The organism is Lactococcus allomyrinae, from assembly GCF_003627095.1.
Lineage (GTDB): Bacteria > Bacillota > Bacilli > Lactobacillales > Streptococcaceae > Lactococcus > Lactococcus allomyrinae.
Genome location: NZ_CP032627.1, coordinates 2,095,719 through 2,117,661 on the forward strand (window position 1 = coordinate 2,095,719; position 21,943 = coordinate 2,117,661).

Here is a 21,943-nt window from a genome sequence, read left to right on the forward strand (position 1 = left end):
AATCATTTAACTTCTAACTTTTTTAGAAATTTCTGGAAAGAGCAGTATACAGAAAATAAGAAACGCTAATCCCGAAATAATATAAAATGTGGTAGAGACACCTATTAGATTCGCTAAAGATACAAAAACAACTCCACCAAATGGTATTGAAATTGTGAAGATTGTTGTTATGCCACCACTAATTTTTCCTAAATTTTCGGGAGAGATATTTTCCAAAATCAATTGATTAATCTTGGGATTTACTTTCGCAGCAATATAAGCTAGTACAAACAAGAAGAACAGTGCGAACAAACCAAAATGGAGAATTAAACCTGAAAAAATGGCAACCATAAGAAAGGTAAAGAGCAACAAATTTGAAAGAGGCTGCTTCTTCAACTTATCCTCCATTATAAGCGACCCTGTGAGCATCCCTGACATCAAAACAACATTGAAAATCATTACAGCTGTTCCATAACTTACTGGAAATGGATTAAATTTTAGCATACTCAAACTCAATAAAGGGCCTATTCCTGCTAAGATAAAGTTAACAAAAACTAAAGAAAAGAGCAGAATCAAAAAATTTGATGAACTATTAATCATGAAAAGTTTACGAATTTGCGAGAAACTTTCCCTAATATTGATTTTAAGATTTTCGTCAAAATTTGTGGTGCTTGAAGTAAGATTTTTACGAAAAATTAACAAAAAGAAGCCACTCAATAAGTATAAAATTCCATTTATCAAGACTACTAAAATAAATGATTGATGTGAAATCGCTAAGATTGTCACTCCTAATGGCTGGCCTACAATTTCAACAATCGATGACAGACCTTGAAGCTGTCCAAAAGCTGGTTGTACTTCTTCTTTAGCAAGATTGTTTTGTAAAATTGGAGCCCGCAAACCAGACTTATAGCTAGTAATCAAGTCGGTTAAGATTTTAACTATAGCAATTGAAATAAAAGTTATAACATTTTTCTCCATTATTAAAAATGTCAGAAAAAGAAACAAAATCCCTTGACACCAACTTGAACGAATCATAGCATTTGCTTTACTTTTTGTCTTATCCGATAAAAAACCTGTATAAGCCGCAAATAAAACAGGAATAAGAACACAAATTTCTGCTATTGAAATCATTATTTTAGGATTAGGAAACTCACTTGCGTAAATTAAAAAAACAATGTTAAACAAGCTTGTACCAAGCATAGAAAAAATCGAACTGAATAACAATGAAGTGAATGTCTTATTTTTTCTTAGTGACTTCATAATCTCTCCCTCATCTCTTTAACAAATAGATAACCTTTATATCCTTTCAGGAAATCTTCTTCATAATTTTTAGTATAAAAGTTGTATAATTTTTTGTTCTTAACAAAGACTTGACAAGTTTGGAGTTGCTCATCTACCCAATTCAAATATTTTTTATCTCCTGTCTTTTTATAAACTTCCAATAAAAAATATGATATTCCTAGCAATCCTTTCTCAAAATCCATTGATTTCGCAAATTTTACATTCATTCCATTTGAGATACTTATAATTTGAGTTTCATATTTTTTAAAATTATAATTCATTAAAAACAATGCTAACCCACTAGAACCATTCAATACATAGGGAGAATAATTTTTACCAGTTAAGTGTAAAAATGAGCCATTCAACTTTGTCAGCAAATATTCAATCTTTTCATCAATTATTTCACTATAACCCATCAATGATAAATTCCACAAGTAACCCGTTAAACCATTGAGTCCGATATTACCAACTTTATTTTCATTAATAATTTTCATTGAATCTTCCGTATTCTTTAAGTACTCTCTAGATATTATTGAAAAGAAATCAAATTTTTTAAATATAGTTTTTTAGCTATTTCTAAAGCTCTTCTAGCAGAATTCCCATTAAATAAATAATTCAATAATTCAGCAATATTTGAGTTTATTTCAAAACGCTCAAGAATTTTGGTAACTAATTGAACAGTATCCTGAACCCCTCGCTCTTGCTTATCAAAAATATTGAATTGACCGATGACAAATAAAATAACTTCACCAAACTTCCGTAAATCTTTTTCTATTTCTGTTAAATTTGACCATTCTTCTAAATAAAAACCTTCGGTATTTGCTGTAATTTTTCCTTTTTCATCAAATTGATGAGCAAATTCTAAATCAATAAAAAAAATTTCGTTGTCATCACTGACCCAAAAATTATCAGGATGAATATCATCCAATATTATATTTTTCCTATGCGCCTCTTCCAAAATACAAATGAGTTGGTAGACAATCTTTTTTAAAACCATTAATTTCTCTGCTGTTAAATCGTCAAATAAAAATAGTTTACTTTGAAAATCACAAAGTGTCTTTCCTTTAATAAATTTATAAACATAATAATTATTAATCCAATATCTAAAACTTTTAACAGGTCGCAAAAAATGATTTGAATTTAATAATTTACTTATCAAAAATTCTTTCCTACGCAATTCCCCACTATTTAATCCCTCAAAAGCTAAAATGTTTGGACGACTTTCTTTCTCTACTATTTCTGGCTTTTGATAAAATGGATCATCTATCGATTGTGGTAAATCAAAATATGTTTTTTGGAAATCTTTCCAAACGCTCCCTTTATTTTCAATCTTGCGATTATCGACATCTTGAAAAAATCCGAATCTATAAAAAACAGTTTTCGACATATGAAAATTTCTATCATTTAAAATATAAATACCATCTAATTCTTTTAAAGTATCGGATAAATTCCTTAAAATTTTTTCGGTTTCTTTTATATTTGAAGGATAAATTGTAAATAATTTACCACTTTCCGCTGGAGAGGCGGTTTTTGAGATGTTCTTTATAAAGTTTTCTCTGTTAGATAAGTATTTATAAAATAATTCTTTATTTGATAAATACTTTTTGGTCAAATCAAAAACTTCTTCATAGCTCTCTAACGTTGCAGAAATATGAATTTTAAAGCCATATTTTGGTAATAAATATCTCTCTGTAGCAAAATAGGTAAATTCTTCCATAATCTTTCTCCTAATGATAAAAAGTACCTAACTACTGCATAGAAGCTAGGTACTTACGTGAATCGCCTCAGAAAACTGGACAGCCAAGTGTGATAGTGACCTCTTCTTCATTTTCAACTTCCTTTGGAAGAAGATGAAGTTCGATAACTTGCTCTTTCATGTCGAGCACCTCCTTATTTGATAAAATTATTTTACTATAATAAATTCAATTTTTTAAAAAATTCCTATATATAATAAAAAAGTCACAACTTTTGTTGTAACTTTTTTATTTCTTCTCTGTAAATTTTTGATTTTTTGGGCATAAAGAAATTTTCGTAAGTTTCAGCTATCTTTTCTAAAATTTTAATCGCTGCACCAAAATTACCAGAAATTTCATACAGGTTTGCCTCTTGTGTTGCATAGGAAATACCTATTTCTACCGTTCCGACTTCTGGGATTAAGGACTTAAATTTATTCATATAAATTTTTGCTTTTTCTTTCTGATTGTTTTGCTCCAGTACGTAGATTGTATTTCTCAAAATCATCAAAACTAAATCATTATCATTCAATCTATCTTGTTCCAGAATATCATCTAAGTAAAAAAGTATAGATTCAATATCCATTTGCGAAAGTGTGAAAGCGAAAAATCTTAGATTTGAAAATTTCCATTCTTTGATTTCATAAAAATAACTTTCTAAAACTTCCTGCTCAATTACCGTTAATCGTTCAAATTTTCCATAGTTAATCAAGATTGATTTTAGTGCAATTTCATTCAGTTGTGCTTGTTTTTCTTTTGTCTTTCTATATATTATTCGCTCATTTTCATATAGTTTAAATAAATCATCTATATTACCCTCCTGCTCTAGCTTTCCAGCTTGTTCAAATAGGGCTGAAGACGAGTCCTTTTTCGAGAACATTGAAAATTCATTTATTGATATATCCATATTTTGAAGCAAAGCAAAAAATTTTTCGATTGTTAAATCTCCCTCTCCTCGTTCAAAATGCGAAAGCTGGGAAACTGATAAGACTCCGTTGCTCGCTTCGGCTAATGATATACCTTTTTCTCTTCTCAATTCTCGAAATATTCGTCCAGTTTCTATATCCATGTTCTTTATTATAACAAAATTATTATCAAGATTTGAGAATAATTCTACTCTATAAAACCGCAACAATTACATTACGAACTAACGGTAACTCCTTGGTAAATAAAAAATACTGACAGAAATTTCTGTCAGTATTTTTTTCTCATGTTTAGTTCTATCAGTGCTGACAGAATTTATTGATTTCGCTCAAAGCATTTTTCACAAATTCTGCTGACATTCCCCAAAGTAAGTGCCTTGAAAATTTCGTCCATTGATGACAATTAGATGATGATTAACTCTGTAAGCACGAACATATTTTGCAGATTTATCTGGTTCATTTTTATCAAAAATGAGTGTGTATTCCTTTCCCAAGCTCTTCAACAAAATTTTGAGATTACTTGCTGACAAACTAGTTATCAACACATCTGGTTGCAGTACATTAACTAATTTCGCTAACTTTGAATCAAATTGCTCTTGCTGCATTTTACTCAATCCAGGCCAAACAGGATGCGTTGCAATTGGTGTGAACAAATCTGCATGTATCGCTACATTTTTTCCACCCGTATAGCTCGCGTTAAATATGGGTAGAAACTTCGCTAACTGATTAAACCAACGACTCGGATTATATTGAAAATACTGGTTTAACGCACTTTTATAAACTTCAATATTTACTGACAGGCTACCTGCCCTTTCTGTCAGTGCCGATAAATTTTTAAAACGCTTATTTTCGCCAAATTCTGCATCCGATGGGTTCTTACTTACCGTCAGCACTCGTAAATCAGATTTCTCATAAGCTTCCAAATCTCCAAACCAAAGGATTGGTATACTATTAGGCACGACAACTTCTGCTATTTCAGGAAAATTTTTTAGTCGTTCAAAGTCTTGTCCTATTTCATTGATTAAATCATTGATTTTTATCTCATCAATCTCCTGCTTTGATGTCATCTTACAATCCTCATAATTTTTCACACTCACATAATCTCTAACTAGTCCGTTGTAAAAAACGCCAACGGATTGACTCATGGCGTAAAATCAGCACCATGACGCATTAATTTCACTTACCACTAATAAAATTCCTATCAGATTTTAAAGTGGAGCTAGCATACAAACAAGAAACCTCTAGTCAAATCCACCGCCCACTTCAACTTGAGCAATCAACCAACGATGCACTGGTTCGTCTGCTGTCTTAAATACTGCAACAGCTTCTTGTCTTGCCACTTCCAAAATATTGTAATCGTTAACTAAATCAGCCACCAAAAACTCAGGAATACCACTTTGCCGCACTCCAAATATTTCACCAGAACCACGCATTTTTAAATCTTCCTCAGCTAAGACAAAACCATTTTGTGTCTGAGTCATAATTTTCATCCGTTGTTTACCTGAGTCTGATTTCGGATTTGCCACTAAAATCGCATAAGACTTTTTCACACCACGCCCTACACGTCCTCGAAGTTGATGAAGTTGTGATAATCCAAAGCGGTCAGCATCCATAATTACCATAATTGTTGCATTTGGTACATCAACCCCAACCTCAATGACCGTCGTTGATACCAAGATATCAAGCTTTGCAGACTTAAACTCCTGCATGATTTGTTCTTTTTCTTCATTTTTCATCTTACCATGCAAAAGTCCAATATGAGCGAAAGCTCCAAAGTAAGCCTTCAATTCAGCATAAAGTGCCTCAGCATTTTTCAAATCTAATACTTCGCTTTCTTCAATAAGAGGGGAAATAAAGTAAACCTGTGCATCATGTAAAAGTTCAGTCTGAATCCATTTCAAAACCTCTGAAAGTTGCTCATGCTTAACCCATCGTGTTGTAATTGGCTGCCGTCCTTTTGGCAATTCATCAATAATTGACACATCCATATCACCAAATGCTGTAATCGCAAGTGTCCGCGGAATAGGCGTTGCCGTCATCATCAAAACATCAGGATTTTGTCCCTTTTCTCTAAGAATTTTACGTTGATTGACTCCGAAACGGTGCTGTTCATCAGTAATTACCAAACCTAGATTGTAAAAATCCACCCCATCTTGAATCAATGCGTGCGTTCCCACAATCATATGCGTATGCCCAGAAGCTAAATCTGACAGAATCTGACGTCGCTCGACAGCTTTCAATCCAGAAACTAATAAAGAAATCTTTAATTCAGGAAATAGTTGTTGTAAATTTGCAAAGTGCTGTCTAGCCAAAATTTCTGTAGGTACCATAATAGCTGCTTGAAAATTCGCCAAACAAGCGGCATACATCGCAAGACTCGCTACCACGGTTTTTCCCGAACCCACATCTCCTTGCAACAAACGATTCATATGATAAGGTGATTTCATATCCGATAAAATTTCATTTAAAGCCGACTTCTGGGCATTCGTCAACTCAAATGGCAACTCACGCATTTTATCATCAATTTCATTTTGTTGAAACTTAATTAACAGACCTTCTCGTCCAGATTTTTCTTTATTTTTAAGGGCTTGAAGTTTCAACTGAAAGAAAAATAATTCTTCAAATTTTACACGTCTTAGCGCTTGTTTGTGTTGCTCCATATCTTCTGGAAAATGCATTGCATGCACCGCTTCTTGCCGATTTATCAAACGATATTTTTCCAAAAGATAATCAGGCAAATTTTCCTGTAAATCCTCTAAAACCCCGTCGTTGAAGACTTGTTGAATCGCCTTAACAAGTTGCGTTTGCTTCAAACCTGCTGTTAGATGATAAACAGGCTCAAACCCCGAGTCTACTTGCCCTACAACCTTCATTCCCAAAAGTTGTTGCTTTGCAAGTTCCCATTTCCCATAAACAGCAATTTCTGTACCCACTTCAACTTTATCTGCCAAATAGGGCTGATTGAAAAAACTAACTGCCACAATACTCTCGCCTTGCTTAATTTTAAAAGAAAGTCGATTTCGTTTGAACCCATAATACTGCACATTTGCGGGTGTCACTACCGTACCAATAATCGTCGCTTTTTCACCATCAAGCAACTCAAAAACGCCGCGTGATGCAAAGTCCTCGTAGCGAAATGGAAAATAGAGCAATAAATCCTGAACAGTAAAGATGCCTAACTTATGGAAGTTTTCTACTGCTTTAGGTCCCACACCCTTCAAATATTGTATTGAGTCTGTTAAGTTCATAACTTTATTATACAATAAAAACCAATAAAACTGCCTGTTTTCTCCACCAACTTCAATATCAAGAGATCAAATCTATGAAATAGTTAATCTCTCAAATAAAAAAACCAGCATCAAAGCTGATTTTTTATCTTTAAAATCGAAAAATTATTTAGCGATTTTAGCGAAGTGTTCAAGAGTACGAACAAGGTTTGAAGTATATGACATTTCGTTATCGTACCATGATACAGTCTTAACAAGTTGAACGCCGTTAGCTGAAGTAACTTCAGTTTGAGTAGCATCAAAGAGTGAAGAGTTAGAAATACCAACGATATCAGATGAAACGATTTGGTCTTCGTTGTAACCGAATGATTCGTTAGATGCTGCTTTCATAGCTGCATTGATTTCTTCAACAGTAACTTCTTTATCAAGGATAGTAACAAGTTCTGTCAATGAACCAGTTGGAACTGGTACACGTTGTGCGTGACCTTGAAGTTTACCATTAAGTTCTGGCAACACAAGACCGATAGCTTTAGCAGCACCTGTTGAGTTAGGTACGATGTTTTCAGCTGCAGCACGTGCGCGACGGAAGTCTCCACCACGGTGTGGGCCATCAAGAGTCATTTGGTCACCAGTGTAACCGTGAACTGTAGTCATTGTACCAACTTTGATACCGAATTGTTTGTTCAAAGTATCAGCCATTGGAGCAAGACAGTTAGTTGTACATGAACCAGCTGAGATTACTGTTTCAGTACCATCAAGTACGTCGTGGTTAGTGTTGAAAACGATAGTTTTAACGTCGCTTCCACCAGGTGCTGTGATAACAACTTTCTTAGCACCATTAGCGTGCAAATGTTGTTCAGCTTTTTCTTTAGTTGCGAAGAAACCAGTTGCTTCAAGAACGATTTCTGCACCAACTTCAGCCCAGTTGATGTTAGCAGGATTTGATTCAGCAGTTACTTTAACGAATTTACCGTTAACTTCGAATCCACCATCTTTAACTTCAACTTTACCGTTGAAACGACCTTGAGTTGTGTCATATTTCAACAAGTGAGCGAGCATTGCTGGATCTGTAAGGTCGTTGATTGCAACAACTTCAACACCTTCAACATTTTGAATACGACGGAAAGCAAGACGACCGATACGACCGAAACCGTTAATACCAACTTTAACTACCATGAGTAGTTTCCTCCTTATAGGGATTAAATTTTATAAAAGGCGAACCTTTTAAAGTGACTAAGTTAATCATTTAACTTACTCTTTTATTTTAACACTTTTTTCGAAATTTGCAAACATAAACTCCCCTAGAAGCGCGCTATAAAAGCAACAGTAGAGCGATAACAACTGAAAGCGGTTTACATTAAATTCACTGACGACTTCCTAAAATTGCTCAAAATTTCTGTCAGTACTGACAAAAATAAATTGATATAAAAAAATACAACTGTGTTCCAGATGTATTTTTTATATCATTACTTTTTTCCAAATAATCGACCAAAAAATCCTTTATTTTCCACATTCTTTATGCTTTCCTGTAAATCTGTGAAAAATTGCTTTTGATCAGTAAGTGCTTTCTCCATCAGTTCTTGTTGTTTCTTAATTTGCGCATCTTTTTCGGCAATTTGTTCATCCTTGACAGAAAGCTGTTTATCTTTCGATTCAAGTTGATTATTCAAACGGTCAATTTCAGCACTTTTATCTTTCATCAACGCACTAATCATTTCGTAAGCTGCTGATGTCGCATCATCCGTTTTGACAGAGAGTTCTGCCGTTGATATGGATTCTTTTTCTACCACTTCAGCCTCAGCAGTTACGACTTTCCCGTACAAATGCTCAAGTTCATGAATGCCTTCTTTATTTACAACTGTTATATTTTTCTCATTTTTCTCTACGAATTTAGCATTCAACGATTTCACACGTTTATTCATCGCTTGACGTGTCACTCCAAAAAGCTCTGCCAATTCACTTACTGTTTTAGTTTCCATATCATCCATAATACCATATTTTTGGCTATTTATACAGCCTTTTTATAAAAATTTATTTGTATATTATTTCTATAAAAATGAGAAAAATATTATAATTAGATTATAGCATTTTTAATTATCGAAAGGAATTTATCAATGAAATATAAAACTGAGCCGATTGAAAGCATCAAAGAATTATATCATATCAACTCTGAAACTGGATTAAATAGCCAACAAGTCATCAAAAATCGAAATACTTTTGGAAGTAATGAATTCACTGAGCAAAAAGGCCCTAATCTACTTCAAAAAATTGCCCATCATCTTCTTGAAGTGATGAATCTCATTCTTATTGCTGTCGCGATCTTAGCTGGATATCTGGCTCTCATAGGAAATGGTAATTATACGAAGACAATCGTTGTTCTGCTCATTGTAATTATCAATGTTGTAGTTTCTACTTTTCAAGAAAGTAGAGCTGAAAATGCTCTATCAGCACTAAAAAAACTATCTTCACCTACCTCTACTGTTCTACGTGAAGGAAAGATTCAGACGATTTCATCTTCTGAACTTGTTTGTGGAGACTTAATTCAACTCTCTGCTGGAATGCAGGTGGGCGCTGATGTGCGGCTACTTAGTAGCAACTCGCTTCAGATTGATGAATCTTCGCTGACAGGTGAGTCTGAGCCAATTGATAAAGATGCCAATGTTATCATTACAGACGAAGTACCACTTGGAGACCAACTCAACATGGTTTTTTCTGGGACAAATGTACTTAACGGCACTGCGCAAGGCATCGTTGTCGCTGTGGGAAATCAATCGCAAATGGGACAAATTGCTACATTGATTGGCGAACAAGTCAAAGGAAAAACTCCACTTCAAAAACGGATTGATAAACTCGCAAAACGTCTTGCTATTATTGCTTTTGGTGCAGGTGTCCTAATTTTTGCTATCAATATGTTTTATGGCAACATTCCTCTAGTTGATAATCTCATGACCGCAGTTGTTCTTGGAGTCGCCGCTGTACCCGAAACACTTCCTGTTATCGTTACCCTCAGTCTTATTTACGGCGTAGAAAACATGGCGCACAAACGTGCAATTATTCGTAACATTCCCGCAGTAGAAACACTCGGTAATGCAACTGTCATTGCGTCTGATAAGACAGGTACATTAACTCAAAATCAAATGACAATCCAAAAGCTTTGGCTCTCAGGCAATGAAACTTGGTCCAGTGGACATCTCTCAGACCATGAAGTGACACTCATGCAAAATTTTGCCTATGCATCAGATGCCACCGCCCAACTCAAAGACGGCAGCTGGGAAGTTCATGGTGATCCAACAGAAGCTTCGATTATCCGTTTTCTGATTGCTCATGACCTCTACCATCCTGAAAAAGCACCAAAACGTATCGCCGAACTTCCCTTTGATAGCTCACGAAAAAAAATGACGGTCGTCATTCCACATCCTCAATATGTAGGACGCTATATGGTGCTCACAAAGGGAGCATTTGACCGACTTGCACCAACAAGTCAGCACACTACGCGTCACCATCATATTCTTAATATTGATGGCACAGCCGCTTTACAACCTGATTTAGAAGAAGAGCTTCTTCTTGAAGCACAACAAGTTCATGACGAGTTTGCTGACAATGCACTTCGTGTCCTTGCTCTTGCTTACAAAGTTATTGATAAAATTCCATCAGTACTGACAGAACTTGAAGAAGACCTCAATTTCCTTGGAATCATAGGTATGATTGACCCTCCTCGTCCAGAGTCTAAAGCAGCTGTAGCAGAAGCACGTACAGCTGGAATCAAACCAATTATGATTACTGGTGACCACGCACTAACAGCCAAGGCAATTGCTAAAGAATTAGATATTTATCGTGATGGCGACAAAGTTGTAGATGGTCTGACTCTGTCAGCAATGACAGATAACGAACTAAAAACTGACATCGAAAAAGTTTCCGTCTACGCTCGAGTCAGTCCAGAAGACAAACTTCGTATCGTCAAAGCTTGGCAAGATAAAGGACAAATCGTAGCTATGACAGGCGATGGCGTCAACGATGCCCCAAGTTTACGAGCCGCTGATGTCGGGACAGCTATGGGAATCGCAGGAACTGAGGTAGCAAAATCTGCATCTGATATCGTCCTCGCTGATGATAACTTCGCCACCATTGTTGGAGCTGTCCGAGAAGGGCGCCGTGTATATGCTAATATCAAAAAGACAATCTATTACTTACTTTCAGCAAATGTAGCCGAAATCCTCATTATGCTTATCGGTGCAATTGTCGGTTGGGGATTACCATTCACTGGAATGCAACTTCTTTATATTAATGTCCTTGCTGATGGAATACCAGGTTTCGGTATTTCACGGGAAAAAGCTGATGAGCATCTAATGCATCAACCACCTATTGGAGTAAAAGAAAGTTTATTCTCACGTGGAGTCAGTTGGAGAATAGCGATTTGTTCCGCAAGCTTTATTGTAACTGGGCTTATTGGTTTCTATCTCGGAAGATTTATTGAGATTGCTGGTCAAACCCCAAGCCATCAACTTGGTCAGACTATGGCATTTGTTATACTAACACTTGCTTCTACTATTAATGTTTATAATGCAAAGAGTAACAAATCTATCTTCAAATCAGGTATTACTGCAAACAAAATGATTTTTGGTACAACACTACTCTCACTGACAATCACATTAATCTTTACTCATGTTCCCTTCCTAATGAATATTTTAGAGATTACCAGTCTATCAGCAACTCATTGGCTTATTGCAATTAGCTTATCACTAGTCAGCATACTCGTTATTGAATTTACAAAATTAGTTCTCAACAAACAAAACAAAAAATTTATCGGATAAAATAAGCACTCTAAAAATGTTTAATTAAACACAAAAAAAATTAAAAAAAGCACAACAAAACTCCAGACTACTAAATCTGGAGTTTTGTTATCACTTCACCAATCTTTACTCATGTCTTAATGAACATTTTCATTCAAAATCAAACAAAAAAACGATAACCATAGGCGAGTTATCGTCAACGTTATGCCGAAGGCCGGGGTCGAACCGGCACTCCCGTGAAGGAACCAGATTTTGAGTCTGGCGCGTCTGCCTATTCCGCCACTTCGGCGAAACATAACAACTGGGGTAGCTGGATTCGAACCAACGCATGAGGGAGTCAAAGTCCCTTGCCTTACCGCTTGGCTATACCCCATTAAAAAGGCGGATGACGAGGATCGAACTCGCGAGTGCCGGCGCCACAAGCCGGTGTGTTAACCACTTCACCACATCCGCCATAATGAAACACGGGCAGCAGGAATTGAACCCACACCAAAGGTTTTGGAGACCTTTGTACTACCTTTATACTATGCCCGTACAAGTATAAAACAAATGGAAGGGGAGGGATTCGAACCCCGAACCCGAAGGAGCGGATTTACAGTCCGCCGCGTTTAGCCTCTTCGCTACCCTTCCAACTATGTATTCAAATAAAGGCTGAACCAACCTATGGGAGTTAACGGGATCGAACCGCTGACCCTCTGCTTGTAAGGCAGATGCTCTCCCAGCTGAGCTAAACTCCCCAAACTTGGCCATTAGCTTATCTCCCAGAGGGCAACCCCCAAGTACTTCCGCCGTAGATGGACTTAACTGCTGTGTTCGGCATGGGAACAGGTGTATCTCCATCGCAATGATGACCAAATCATTAAATGTTACTTTGAACATTCAAAACTAAATAACAATTCTTCTAACTCCTAAACCATAAGCATTTTATATTTGACTCTCTTGGTAAAGTCCTCGAGCGATTAGTACTGGTCCGCTCCACCCCTCACAGGGCTTCCACTTCCAGCCTATCAACCAGATCATCTCTCTGGGCTCTTAATTCTTACGAATGGGAAATCTCATCTTGAGGTGGGCTTCGCACTTAGATGCTTTCAGCGCTTATCCCTTCCCTACATAGCTATCCAACCGTGCTCCTGGCGGAACAACTGGTACACCAGCGGTAGGTCCATCCCGGTCCTCTCGTACTAAGGACAGATCCTCTCAAATTTCCTACGCCCGCGACGGATAGGGACCGAACTGTCTCACGACGTTCTGAACCCAGCTCGCGTGCCGCTTTAATGGGCGAACAGCCCAACCCTTGGGACCGACTACAGCCCCAGGATGCGACGAGCCGACATCGAGGTGCCAAACCTCCCCGTCGATGTGAACTCTTGGGGGAGATAAGCCTGTTATCCCCAGGGTAGCTTTTATCCGTTGAGCGATGGCCCTTCCATGCGGTACCACCGGATCACTAAGCCCTAGTTTCCTACCTGCTCGAGTTGTAGCTCTCGCAGTCAAGCTCCCTTATACCTTTACACTCTACGATTGATTTCCAACCAATCTGAGGGAACCTTTGGGCGCCTCCGTTACTCTTTAGGAGGCGACCGCCCCAGTCAAACTGTCCGTCAGACACTGTCTCCCTGGCCGATATTGCCAGCGGGTTAGAGTAACCATAAGTCAAGGGTAGTATCCCAACAACGCCTCAATAGAAACTAGCGTCCCTATTTCAATGGCTCCTACCTATCCTGTACATGACTTACAGGTACTCAATATCAAACTACAGTAAAGCTCCATGGGGTCTTTCCGTCCTGTCGCGGGTAACCTGCATCTTCACAGGTACTAAAATTTCACCGAGTCTCTCGTTGAGACAGTGCCCAAATCATTACGCCTTTCGTGCGGGTCGGAACTTACCCGACAAGGAATTTCGCTACCTTAGGACCGTTATAGTTACGGCCGCCGTTTACTGGGGCTTCAATTCAGGGCTTCGCTTACGCTAACTCCTCCTCTTAACCTTCCAGCACCGGGCAGGCGTCACCCCCTATACATCACCTTGCGGTTTAGCAGAGAGCTGTGTTTTTGATAAACAGTTGCTTGGGCCTATTCACTGCGGCTGGCTTTTACACCAGCACCCCTTCTCCCGAAGTTACGGGGCTATTTTGCCGAGTTCCTTAACGAGAGTTCTCTCGATCACCTGAGGCTACTCGCCTCGACTACCTGTGTCGGTTTGCGGTACGGGTAGATATAATTTAACGCTAGAAGATTTTCTTGGCAGTGTGACATCAAGGAGTTCGTTTCCGTAGAAACTTCCCCATCACAGCTCAATGTTAAAGAGAAATGCATTTGACACATCTCACACCTCACTGCTTAGACCAGAATCCATTAACTGGCATCCTTTAGCCTACTGCGTCCCTCCATCACTATTATATCTAGTATAGGAATATCAACCTATTGTCCATCGACTACGCCTTTCGGCCTCGCCTTAGGTCCCGACTAACCCAGGGCGGACGAGCCTTCCCCTGGAAACCTTAGTCTTACGGTGGATAAGATTCTCACTTATCTTGCGCTACTCATACCGGCATTCTCACTTCTTAACGCTCCAGCACTCCTCACGGTATACCTTCTTCGCGGTTAAGAACGCTCTCCTACCATTGATAAAATATCAATCCAAAGCTTCGGTAATATGTTTAGCCCCGGTACATTTTCGGCGCAGGGTCACTCGACTAGTGAGCTATTACGCACTCTTTGAATGATAGCTGCTTCTGAGCTAACATCCTAGTTGTCTGTGCAACCCCACATCCTTTTCCACTTAACATATATTTTGGGACCTTAGCTGTTGGTCTGGGCTGTTTCCCTTTCGACTACGGATCTTAGCACTCGCAGTCTGACTGCCGAACATGTGTATTAGCATTCGGAGTTTATCTGAGATTGGTAATCCGAGATGGACCCCTCACCCAAACAGTGCTCTACCTCCAATACACTTACATTTCGACGCTAGCCCTAAAGCTATTTCGGAGAGAACCAGCTATCTCCCAGTTCGTTTGGAATTTCTCCGCTATCCACAAGTCATCCAAACACTTTTCAACGTGTCCTGGTTCGGGCCTCCAGTGCGTCTTACCACACCTTCACCCTGCTCATGGATAGGTCACTAGGTTTCGGGTCTACATCATGATACTAAAACGCCCTATTCAGACTCGCTTTCGCTGCGGCTCCGTCTCTTCAACTTAACCTCGCATCATAACGTAACTCGCCGGTTCATTCTACAAAAGGCACGCTCTCACCCATTAACGGGCTCGAACTTCTTGTAGGCACACGGTTTCAGGTGCTATTTCACTCCCCTCTCGGGGTTCTTTTCACCTTTCCCTCACGGTACTGGTTCACTATCGGTCACTAAGGAGTATTTAGGGTTGGGAGATGGTCCTCCCGGATTCAAACTGGATTTCGCGTGTCCAGCCCTACTCAGGATACTGCTAGGTATAAGCGCTATTTCGTCTACGGGATTATTACCCTCTTTGATTAACCTTCCCAGGTTATTCGACTATAATGCTTAAGTCCACGTTGCAGTCCTACAACCCAAGAAGCAAGCTTCTTGGTTTGCCCTTCTTCGCGTTCGCTCGCCGCTACTTACGAAATCGTTTTTACTTTCTCTTCCTGCAGGTACTTAGATGTTTCAGTTCTCTGCGTTACCTTTACATGAGCTATGTATTCACTCATGAATAACTGCTAGTAGCAGCTGGGTTTCCCCATTCGGAAATCAACGGATCAAAGCGTACTTACAGCTCCCCGTCGCATATCGTCGTTAGTCACGTCCTTCTTCGGCTCTTAGTGCCAAGGCATCCACCGTGCGCCCTTATTAACTTTGCCATGATGATTTAAAATCATCGTTTTTCAAGTATAAGTTTGTAAATTCTTTAAAATTCACAGCTTTTCGGTTTATTTATCGTTATTAGATATTGTTATTTAGTTTTCAATGTTCAATTCTATTTTTATGTCTTCGTTGACAATAAGATAACTGAACTTTCCGCAAGCGGACCGCCCTTCCTATCTTAATGGAGCCTAGCGGGATCGAACCGCTGACCTCCTGCGTGCAAAGCAGGCGCTCTCCCAGCTGAGCTAAGGCCCCACAATCAAGAATTTGATTCTTGCTTAGGTTTATTAACTAAACCCTCAAAACTGAATAAAGTTGAATGCTCACGTCTTTGTAACTATTCCTTAGAAAGGAGGTGATCCAGCCGCACCTTCCGATACGGCTACCTTGTTACGACTTCACCCCAGTCATCGGTCTTACCTTAGGAAGCGCCCTCCTTGCGGTTAGGCAACCTACTTCGGGTACTCCCAACTCCCGTGGTGTGACGGGCGGTGTGTACAAGGCCCGGGAACGTATTCACCGCGGCGTGCTGATCCGCGATTACTAGCGATTCCGACTTCATGTAGGCGAGTTGCAGCCTACAATCCGAACTGAGAATGGTTTTAAGAGATTAGCTAAACATCACTGTCTCGCGACTCGTTGTACCATCCATTGTAGCACGTGTGTAGCCCAGGTCATAAGGGGCATGATGATTTGACGTCATCCCCACCTTCCTCCGGTTTATCACCGGCAGTCTCACTAGAGTGCCCAACTTAATGATGGCAACTAGTAATAGGGGTTGCGCTCGTTGCGGGACTTAACCCAACATCTCACGACACGAGCTGACGACAACCATGCACCACCTGTCACCGATGTACCGAAGTAACTCCTTATCTCTAAGGATAGCATCGGGATGTCAAGACCTGGTAAGGTTCTTCGCGTTGCTTCGAATTAAACCACATGCTCCACCGCTTGTGCGGGCCCCCGTCAATTCCTTTGAGTTTCAACCTTGCGGTCGTACTCCCCAGGCGGAGTGCTTATTGCGTTAGCTGCGATACAGAAAACTTATAGCTTCCTACATCTAGCACTCATCGTTTACGGCGTGGACTACCAGGGTATCTAATCCTGTTTGCTCCCCACGCTTTCGAGCCTCAGTGTCAGTTACAGGCCAGAGAGCCGCTTTCGCCACCGGTGTTCCTCCATATATCTACGCATTTCACCGCTACACATGGAATTCCACTCTCCTCTCCTGCACTCAAGTCTACCAGTTTCCAATGCATACAATGGTTGAGCCACTGCCTTTTACACCAGACTTAATAAACCACCTGCGCTCGCTTTACGCCCAATAAATCCGGACAACGCTCGGGACCTACGTATTACCGCGGCTGCTGGCACGTAGTTAGCCGTCCCTTTCTGGTTAGATACCGTCACTGCATGGATTTTCCACTCCCACACACGTTCTTCTCTAACAACAGAGTTTTACGATCCGAAAACCTTCTTCACTCACGCGGCGTTGCTCGGTCAGACTTTCGTCCATTGCCGAAGATTCCCTACTGCTGCCTCCCGTAGGAGTTTGGGCCGTGTCTCAGTCCCAATGTGGCCGATCACCCTCTCAGGTCGGCTATGTATCATCGCCTTGGTGAGCCTTTACCTCACCAACTAGCTAATACAACGCGGGATCATCTCTGAGTGATGCTTTTGCATCTTTCAAACTTTTAACTTGTGTTTAAAGTTGTTATGCGGTATTAGCATTCGTTTCCAAATGTTGTCCCCCGCTCAAAGGCAGATTCCCCACGCGTTACTCACCCGTTCGCTGCTCTTCCAGTCGGTACAAGTACCTTCCTTCAGCGCTCAACTTGCATGTATTAGGCACGCCGCCAGCGTTCGTCCTGAGCCAGGATCAAACTCTCAAATAAAGTATTTAAGTCACCGTAGTGACTGGCTTGTCTTTCATTATTGATTGACAGATTTTTTGATGTATCTTACTACATCACATGAGTCATTCTTCTTTATTCAGTTTTCAAGGGTCTATTCGCTTGAGCGGCTTCCCTCTCTCGCGACAACTATTATATTCTATCAAACACCACTTCCTTTGTCAAGAATTTGTTGTGTTTTTTTATATTTTTTTTATTGCTGGTCTGTATTATCACTTTTTAGTACAAAAAAAGCTCCAAAAATAATTGGAGCTTTTGTCCTATTAATAATAAAATTAACGTTTTGAGAATTGTGATGCTTTACGGGCTTTCTTGAGACCAGCTTTTTTACGTTCAACCATACGAGCGTCACGTGTAAGAAGACCAGCGCGTTTCAAAGAACCGCGGAAGTCAGGGTCCACTTCAAGCAATGCACGGGCGATACCATGACGGATAGCTCCTGCTTGACCTGATACACCGCCACCATTAACGTTTACGAGTGTGTCATAAGCACCTTCTGTTTGTGTGGCTGCAAATGGTTGGTTGATAACCAAACGCATATCAGCATGTGGAATATATTGTTCAACATCACGGTTATTTACAGTGATTTTACCAGTACCAGGTACGAGACGTACGCGTGCTACTGCATTTTTACGACGGCCTGTGCCGGCATATTGTACTTGTGCCATTTGTTTCGTTCCTTCCTGATTAGATTAAACCTGAGATGTCAAGAACTTCAGGTTTTTGAGCTGCATGAGTGTGTTCTCCGCCAACAAACACTTTAAGTTTCATGCCTTGTGCACGACCAAGTGTATTGTGTGGAAGCATACCTTTAACTGATTTTTCAATCAATTTAACAGCGTTCTTTTCACGAAGTTCACCAGCTGTGATTGATTTCAATCCACCTGGGTGAAGTGAGTGAGAATAGTAAACTTTATCTGTTGCTTTTTTACCAGTCAATTTGATTTTTTCAGCATTGATAACAATTACAAAGTCTCCTGCATCAGCATGAGGTGTATAAGTTGGTTTGTTTTTACCGCGAAGTACGCTTGCTACAACTGCAGAAAGACGTCCAAGAGGAACATCTGTCGCATCAACTACGTACCATTTACGGTCAACGTTTTGTGCGTTAGCCATGAAAGTGGTTTTCATCATTTTGCTTATTTTCCTTTTACTAGAATTTGTTTACGGGCAATCATTCCTTAATTGCTAGGTATTTTTGGGTTTCCGGGGCCACAAAAATGGGGTAAACAATACCGTTTATCATCATATCATATTTTTATTTGCTTTGTCAAGATTTTTTCGTTTTTATTGGTCGTTTTTTTGTGGTAGAATATCCTTATGAACATTGTTCTAAAATTAAATAAAAAAGAACTTGAGCAGTTATATATTAAATTTAATCAGTATAAAACTTCATCTAAAAATCCTTATATTACTTTTTTTGCTAAAGTTAAAAAAACTTCTATCTCGGTCTATACTTCTGGGAAAGTTGTTTTTCAAGGTGCGGAAGCTGAAAAATTGGCTAGTGTTTTTGGATATAGTATGCAAGAAGTTCCAGAAAACCAAACTAATATTATTGGTACAGACGAAGTAGGAAACGGTTCTTATTTTGGAGGATTGTTTGTTGTTGCAAGTTACGTTAACTCTGAAAATCTTGCATTCTTGAAAAAACTTGGCGTTGCTGACTCCAAAAAACTGACTGATGAAAAAATTATAGAAATTGCTCCTATCTTAATGGACAAAGTCCTACATATTCCTCTAGTTGTTGAGCCTTCAAAATATAATGAGGTTATTGAATCAGGCTATAATGCTGTTAGTATTAAAGTTGCTTTGCATAATCAAGCCATTTTTTTGTTGGAACAAAAGTTAAAAAAATCTCCTGCTGCCATTATTATTGACGCTTTTACAACGGAGGCGAACTATAAGAAATATGTAAAAAGCGAGAAAAATCAGGTACTGACAAAAGTAACCCTACTGACCAAAGCAGAAGATCAATTTCTAGCAGTAGCAGTGAGTTCTATCATTGCTCGTTTTCTTTTTTTAGAAAATCTTAGGACCCTGTCTATTAGTTCTGGTTTCAAATTACCTAGTGGTGCAGGAGCAAATTCTGATAAAATTGCTGCTGAAATCATCAAAGCTAAAGGGATTGATTCTCTTCGAGATTTAGCAAAACTACATTTTGCTAATACTAAAAAAGCATTAAAAATCTCTAAAATATAGAAAGTATAAAATTCATGAAAAAATTTTTAAAAGAGTGGGGATTATTTCTCGCGATTATCATTGTAGTTGTTCTCTCTCGTATTTTTGTCTGGTCTCTAGTCGTTGTTGACGGACATTCAATGGATCCGACACTTGCTGACCGTGAGCGTATGGTCATTGTCAAAACTTCTCAGATCAATCGCTTTGATATTGTTGTTGCAAAAGAAACGAATAATGGCGAAACTAAGGATATAGTGAAACGAGTGATAGGTATGCCAGGTGACGTGATAAAATTTGATCATGATCAACTCACAATCAACAATAAAATTTATAAAGAACCTTATCTCCAAAATTTTCAACAGCAACTAAAAGATGGGAAGTTAGAAAAAACATATGCTGCTTATCCTTTGACTGATGCACTTACCTCACAAAGTCGAAACTTTTTCGTTAGTTTAGCTCAAAATACGAAAGCTTTCACAGTGGATAGTACTGGAAATCCTGTTTTCACCGTTACTGTACCTAATGGTCAATATTTCTTACTTGGTGACAATCGGGTTGTTTCTCAAGATAGTCGGGCTGTCGGGACATTTAAACGCTCTGCAATTATTGGTGAGGCAAAACTTAGAATATGGCCTCTCAATAAAATTTCTCTCATTAACTGATAAAAAATACTGACAAAAATTTTGTCAGTATTTTTTTTTATGCTTTAAATTGCGATATTCAAGGACGGTAAGCACAATCATTATCACGTCAACAATCGAAACTAAAATCATAAAAATTGAATGGCGAGTAGCAAATTCATTGAGCTGATAAATAATAAAACCAAGAAAGACTACTATTGACAGAGGATAGGACCACAAAATTTTTCTCCATAAAAGAAATAAAGCGATTATTTTTATCAAGCCATGCGACAGTAAGTAGACTGCAGCAAGGTATTGTGTTCCTGCTGTGAAATGATGTCCAAAATTAACAATGAGATTGATGAAAAAATCGTTGGGAACTTCGTGTAATTCACCTTTTGAAAACCAATGGACGACATTGTTCACGCGCTCTGGAGTCATAAAGAGCATTGCAATACCGCCAATAATTTCAACAATTGCAAAAATACTCTTTAGCAGTAAAACAATATCAAAACTTTTCTCAATAATTTTTTCTTCTTTTTTTTGATTGCTATTTTTTATATTCACAACCACCCCATCACCACTGACAGAATTCTGTCAGTACTTTTAATTCCTCTTTAGCGGATTATTTTGGTTCATTTTCATCAAAAATATTGCCTAATTTTACATCAATCGTACGGTTAGCAATGTCAATACGATCCACCTTAAGAATAGATTTATAATCATCAACAAGACGCTCCCTTTAAATGGTCCTTCAAGAAAAACTGCAATTCCCGCTAGAAAACAATCAAATTCATGAACCAAACTCTTCATTCCATTAATCGTTCCTGCACCTTTCATAAAATCATCAACAATCAACACATTTTGACCAATAGAAAGACTACGTTTAGAGAGAGTCATGTTTTCAACTCGTGAGCTTGAACCTGACATATAATTCACATTTAGCGTTGCACCCTCTGTAACTTTAGGGTCTCGCCTAACAATAACGAATGGAACATCTAAGATTTCAGCAACAGACTGAGCAATTGGAATTCCTTTTGTTGCAATCGTCATAATGACATCAACCTGCTTATCATGATATTCATGAGCTATAATTTGACCGATTTTGCGTAAATTTGATGGTAAACCTAAAATATCCGAAAGATAGATATAACCTCCAGGTAAAATGCGGTTTTCCTCACGCAAAAGCTCAGCAATTTCTTCTGTCATCTCTCGTGAACGTTCGTCAGATATATATGGAGTAAAGCGTACACCACCTAAACTTCCAGGAAAAGTTTCCACAATTCCTACACCTTGATTTTCAAAAACACGTTTAATAAACACTAAATCTTCTGAAATAGACGACTTTGCAACTTCATAATGCTTGCTTAATTCGTTTAAATTAAGCATTTTATTAGGGTGATTAATTAAAAAATTTGTAAAATCGACTAAACGTTCGTTTCTTTTCATGATTTTCAC

The 21,943-nt window shown here is 38.6% G+C and carries 14 protein-coding genes, 7 tRNA genes, 3 rRNA genes and 1 pseudogene; 3 read left to right on the forward strand and 22 right to left on the reverse strand.

Annotated elements, in window-relative coordinates; all coding sequences use genetic code 11:
* Positions 1 to 6: 6 nt before the first annotated feature.
* The 8 genes from D7I46_RS09860 to D7I46_RS09890 all read right to left on the reverse strand — a co-directional run bounded on the left by D7I46_RS09860 (position 7) and on the right by D7I46_RS09890 (position 9,131).
* The gene (locus tag D7I46_RS09860) at positions 7 to 1,239 is read right to left on the reverse strand and encodes an MFS transporter (RefSeq protein ID WP_120772745.1); all 1,233 of its coding nucleotides are present in this window, start codon (positions 1,237 to 1,239) and stop codon (positions 7 to 9) included.
* Positions 1,236 to 1,754, reverse strand: a complete 519-nt coding sequence (locus D7I46_RS13565; protein ID WP_240424410.1) for a lanthionine synthetase LanC family protein — start codon at positions 1,752 to 1,754, stop codon at positions 1,236 to 1,238. The genes D7I46_RS09860 and D7I46_RS13565 overlap by 4 nt, the downstream gene beginning before the upstream one ends.
* A gap of 35 nt (positions 1,755 to 1,789) precedes the next feature.
* The gene (locus D7I46_RS09865; RefSeq protein WP_240424411.1) at positions 1,790 to 2,977 is read right to left on the reverse strand and encodes a class III lanthionine synthetase LanKC N-terminal domain-containing protein; all 1,188 of its coding nucleotides are present in this window, start codon (positions 2,975 to 2,977) and stop codon (positions 1,790 to 1,792) included.
* 242 nt (positions 2,978 to 3,219) lie between these two features.
* Positions 3,220 to 4,062: an Rgg/GadR/MutR family transcriptional regulator gene (locus D7I46_RS09870; RefSeq protein WP_120773341.1), complete on the reverse strand. Its 843-nt coding sequence runs from the start codon at positions 4,060 to 4,062 to the stop codon at positions 3,220 to 3,222.
* A gap of 195 nt (positions 4,063 to 4,257) precedes the next feature.
* Entirely contained in the window at positions 4,258 to 4,983 is a 726-nt protein-coding gene (locus D7I46_RS09875) for a hypothetical protein (protein ID WP_240424412.1), read from the reverse strand.
* Between the two features lie 174 nt (positions 4,984 to 5,157).
* Entirely contained in the window at positions 5,158 to 7,164 is a 2,007-nt protein-coding gene (recG, locus tag D7I46_RS09880; RefSeq protein WP_120773343.1) for an ATP-dependent DNA helicase RecG, read from the reverse strand.
* 144 nt (positions 7,165 to 7,308) lie between these two features.
* Positions 7,309 to 8,319, reverse strand: coding sequence for a type I glyceraldehyde-3-phosphate dehydrogenase (gene gap / locus D7I46_RS09885; protein ID WP_120772746.1), 1,011 nt, complete (start codon positions 8,317 to 8,319; stop codon positions 7,309 to 7,311).
* Between the two features lie 290 nt (positions 8,320 to 8,609).
* Positions 8,610 to 9,131 (reverse strand): DUF536 domain-containing protein, encoded by a 522-nt coding sequence (locus D7I46_RS09890; RefSeq protein ID WP_120772747.1) that lies wholly within the window; start codon positions 9,129 to 9,131, stop codon positions 8,610 to 8,612.
* A gap of 126 nt (positions 9,132 to 9,257) precedes the next feature.
* Here D7I46_RS09890 and D7I46_RS09895 point away from each other — a divergent pair, with 126 nt between their 5' ends.
* The gene (locus D7I46_RS09895; protein WP_120772748.1) at positions 9,258 to 11,954 is read left to right on the forward strand and encodes a cation-translocating P-type ATPase; all 2,697 of its coding nucleotides are present in this window, start codon (positions 9,258 to 9,260) and stop codon (positions 11,952 to 11,954) included.
* A 184-nt stretch (positions 11,955 to 12,138) separates the two neighbouring features.
* Here D7I46_RS09895 and D7I46_RS09900 read toward each other — a convergent pair.
* From D7I46_RS09900 to rplM, 12 genes are all read right to left on the reverse strand, one after another.
* Positions 12,139 to 12,222, reverse strand: a tRNA-Leu gene (locus D7I46_RS09900).
* A 12-nt stretch (positions 12,223 to 12,234) separates the two neighbouring features.
* Positions 12,235 to 12,306, reverse strand: a tRNA-Gln gene (locus tag D7I46_RS09905).
* 7 nt (positions 12,307 to 12,313) lie between these two features.
* A tRNA-His gene (locus tag D7I46_RS09910) sits at positions 12,314 to 12,386 on the reverse strand.
* A gap of 10 nt (positions 12,387 to 12,396) precedes the next feature.
* Positions 12,397 to 12,467, reverse strand: a tRNA-Trp gene (locus D7I46_RS09915).
* Positions 12,468 to 12,483: 16 nt separating this feature from the next.
* Positions 12,484 to 12,563 (reverse strand) — tRNA-Tyr (locus tag D7I46_RS09920).
* Positions 12,564 to 12,597: 34 nt separating this feature from the next.
* A tRNA-Val gene (locus D7I46_RS09925) sits at positions 12,598 to 12,670 on the reverse strand.
* A gap of 3 nt (positions 12,671 to 12,673) precedes the next feature.
* A 5S ribosomal RNA gene (gene rrf / locus D7I46_RS09930) occupies positions 12,674 to 12,789 on the reverse strand.
* An 83-nt stretch (positions 12,790 to 12,872) separates the two neighbouring features.
* Positions 12,873 to 15,770, reverse strand: a 23S ribosomal RNA gene (locus D7I46_RS09935).
* Between the two features lie 186 nt (positions 15,771 to 15,956).
* Positions 15,957 to 16,029 (reverse strand) — tRNA-Ala (locus D7I46_RS09940).
* Between the two features lie 93 nt (positions 16,030 to 16,122).
* Positions 16,123 to 17,669, reverse strand: a 16S ribosomal RNA gene (locus D7I46_RS09945).
* Together the 16S, 23S and 5S rRNA genes with 7 tRNA genes alongside form the textbook arrangement of a ribosomal RNA operon.
* A gap of 293 nt (positions 17,670 to 17,962) precedes the next feature.
* Positions 17,963 to 18,355: a 30S ribosomal protein S9 gene (gene rpsI / locus D7I46_RS09950; protein ID WP_120772749.1), complete on the reverse strand. Its 393-nt coding sequence runs from the start codon at positions 18,353 to 18,355 to the stop codon at positions 17,963 to 17,965.
* 19 nt (positions 18,356 to 18,374) lie between these two features.
* Positions 18,375 to 18,821: a 50S ribosomal protein L13 gene (gene rplM, locus D7I46_RS09955; RefSeq protein ID WP_120772750.1), complete on the reverse strand. Its 447-nt coding sequence runs from the start codon at positions 18,819 to 18,821 to the stop codon at positions 18,375 to 18,377.
* Between the two features lie 186 nt (positions 18,822 to 19,007).
* Here rplM and rnhC point away from each other — a divergent pair, with 186 nt between their 5' ends.
* Together rnhC and lepB are read left to right on the forward strand one after the other, a co-directional pair.
* Positions 19,008 to 19,886, forward strand: a complete 879-nt coding sequence (gene rnhC, locus D7I46_RS09960) for a ribonuclease HIII (protein ID WP_120772751.1) — start codon at positions 19,008 to 19,010, stop codon at positions 19,884 to 19,886.
* 14 nt (positions 19,887 to 19,900) lie between these two features.
* Positions 19,901 to 20,527 (forward strand): signal peptidase I, encoded by a 627-nt coding sequence (gene lepB, locus D7I46_RS09965; RefSeq protein ID WP_120772752.1) that lies wholly within the window; start codon positions 19,901 to 19,903, stop codon positions 20,525 to 20,527.
* Between the two features lie 24 nt (positions 20,528 to 20,551).
* On the opposite strand, the gene D7I46_RS09970 is transcribed toward lepB, so the two are convergent.
* Positions 20,552 to 21,052 carry a DUF2127 domain-containing protein gene (locus tag D7I46_RS09970; protein WP_240424413.1) on the reverse strand — a complete coding sequence of 167 codons (501 nt, stop codon included), beginning with the start codon at positions 21,050 to 21,052 and terminating at the stop codon, positions 20,552 to 20,554.
* Positions 21,053 to 21,110: 58 nt separating this feature from the next.
* Positions 21,111 to 21,934: pseudogene (purR, locus tag D7I46_RS09975) on the reverse strand (pur operon repressor).
* Positions 21,935 to 21,943 lie beyond the last annotated feature (9 nt).

Excerpts from the sequence above, each read along its gene's own strand:
- D7I46_RS09860 (WP_120772745.1), bottom strand. The coding sequence starts at position 1,239 with ATGAAGTCACTAAGAAAAAATAAGACATTCACTTCATTGTTATTCAGT.
- D7I46_RS09890 (WP_120772747.1), bottom strand. The coding sequence starts at position 9,131 with ATGGATGATATGGAAACTAAAACAGTAAGTGAATTGGCAGAGCTTTTT.
- D7I46_RS09870 (WP_120773341.1), bottom strand. The coding sequence starts at position 4,062 with ATGGATATAGAAACTGGACGAATATTTCGAGAATTGAGAAGAGAAAAA.
- rpsI (WP_120772749.1), bottom strand. The coding sequence starts at position 18,355 with ATGGCACAAGTACAATATGCCGGCACAGGCCGTCGTAAAAATGCAGTA.
- D7I46_RS13565 (WP_240424410.1), bottom strand. The coding sequence starts at position 1,754 with ATGAAAATTATTAATGAAAATAAAGTTGGTAATATCGGACTCAATGGT.
- gap (WP_120772746.1), bottom strand. The coding sequence starts at position 8,319 with ATGGTAGTTAAAGTTGGTATTAACGGTTTCGGTCGTATCGGTCGTCTT.
- D7I46_RS09895 (WP_120772748.1), top strand. The coding sequence starts at position 9,258 with ATGAAATATAAAACTGAGCCGATTGAAAGCATCAAAGAATTATATCAT.
- rplM (WP_120772750.1), bottom strand. The coding sequence starts at position 18,821 with ATGATGAAAACCACTTTCATGGCTAACGCACAAAACGTTGACCGTAAA.
- D7I46_RS09875 (WP_240424412.1), bottom strand. The coding sequence starts at position 4,983 with ATGACATCAAAGCAGGAGATTGATGAGATAAAAATCAATGATTTAATC.
- rnhC (WP_120772751.1), top strand. The coding sequence starts at position 19,008 with ATGAACATTGTTCTAAAATTAAATAAAAAAGAACTTGAGCAGTTATAT.
- lepB (WP_120772752.1), top strand. The coding sequence starts at position 19,901 with ATGAAAAAATTTTTAAAAGAGTGGGGATTATTTCTCGCGATTATCATT.
- D7I46_RS09865 (WP_240424411.1), bottom strand. The coding sequence starts at position 2,977 with ATGGAAGAATTTACCTATTTTGCTACAGAGAGATATTTATTACCAAAA.
- recG (WP_120773343.1), bottom strand. The coding sequence starts at position 7,164 with ATGAACTTAACAGACTCAATACAATATTTGAAGGGTGTGGGACCTAAA.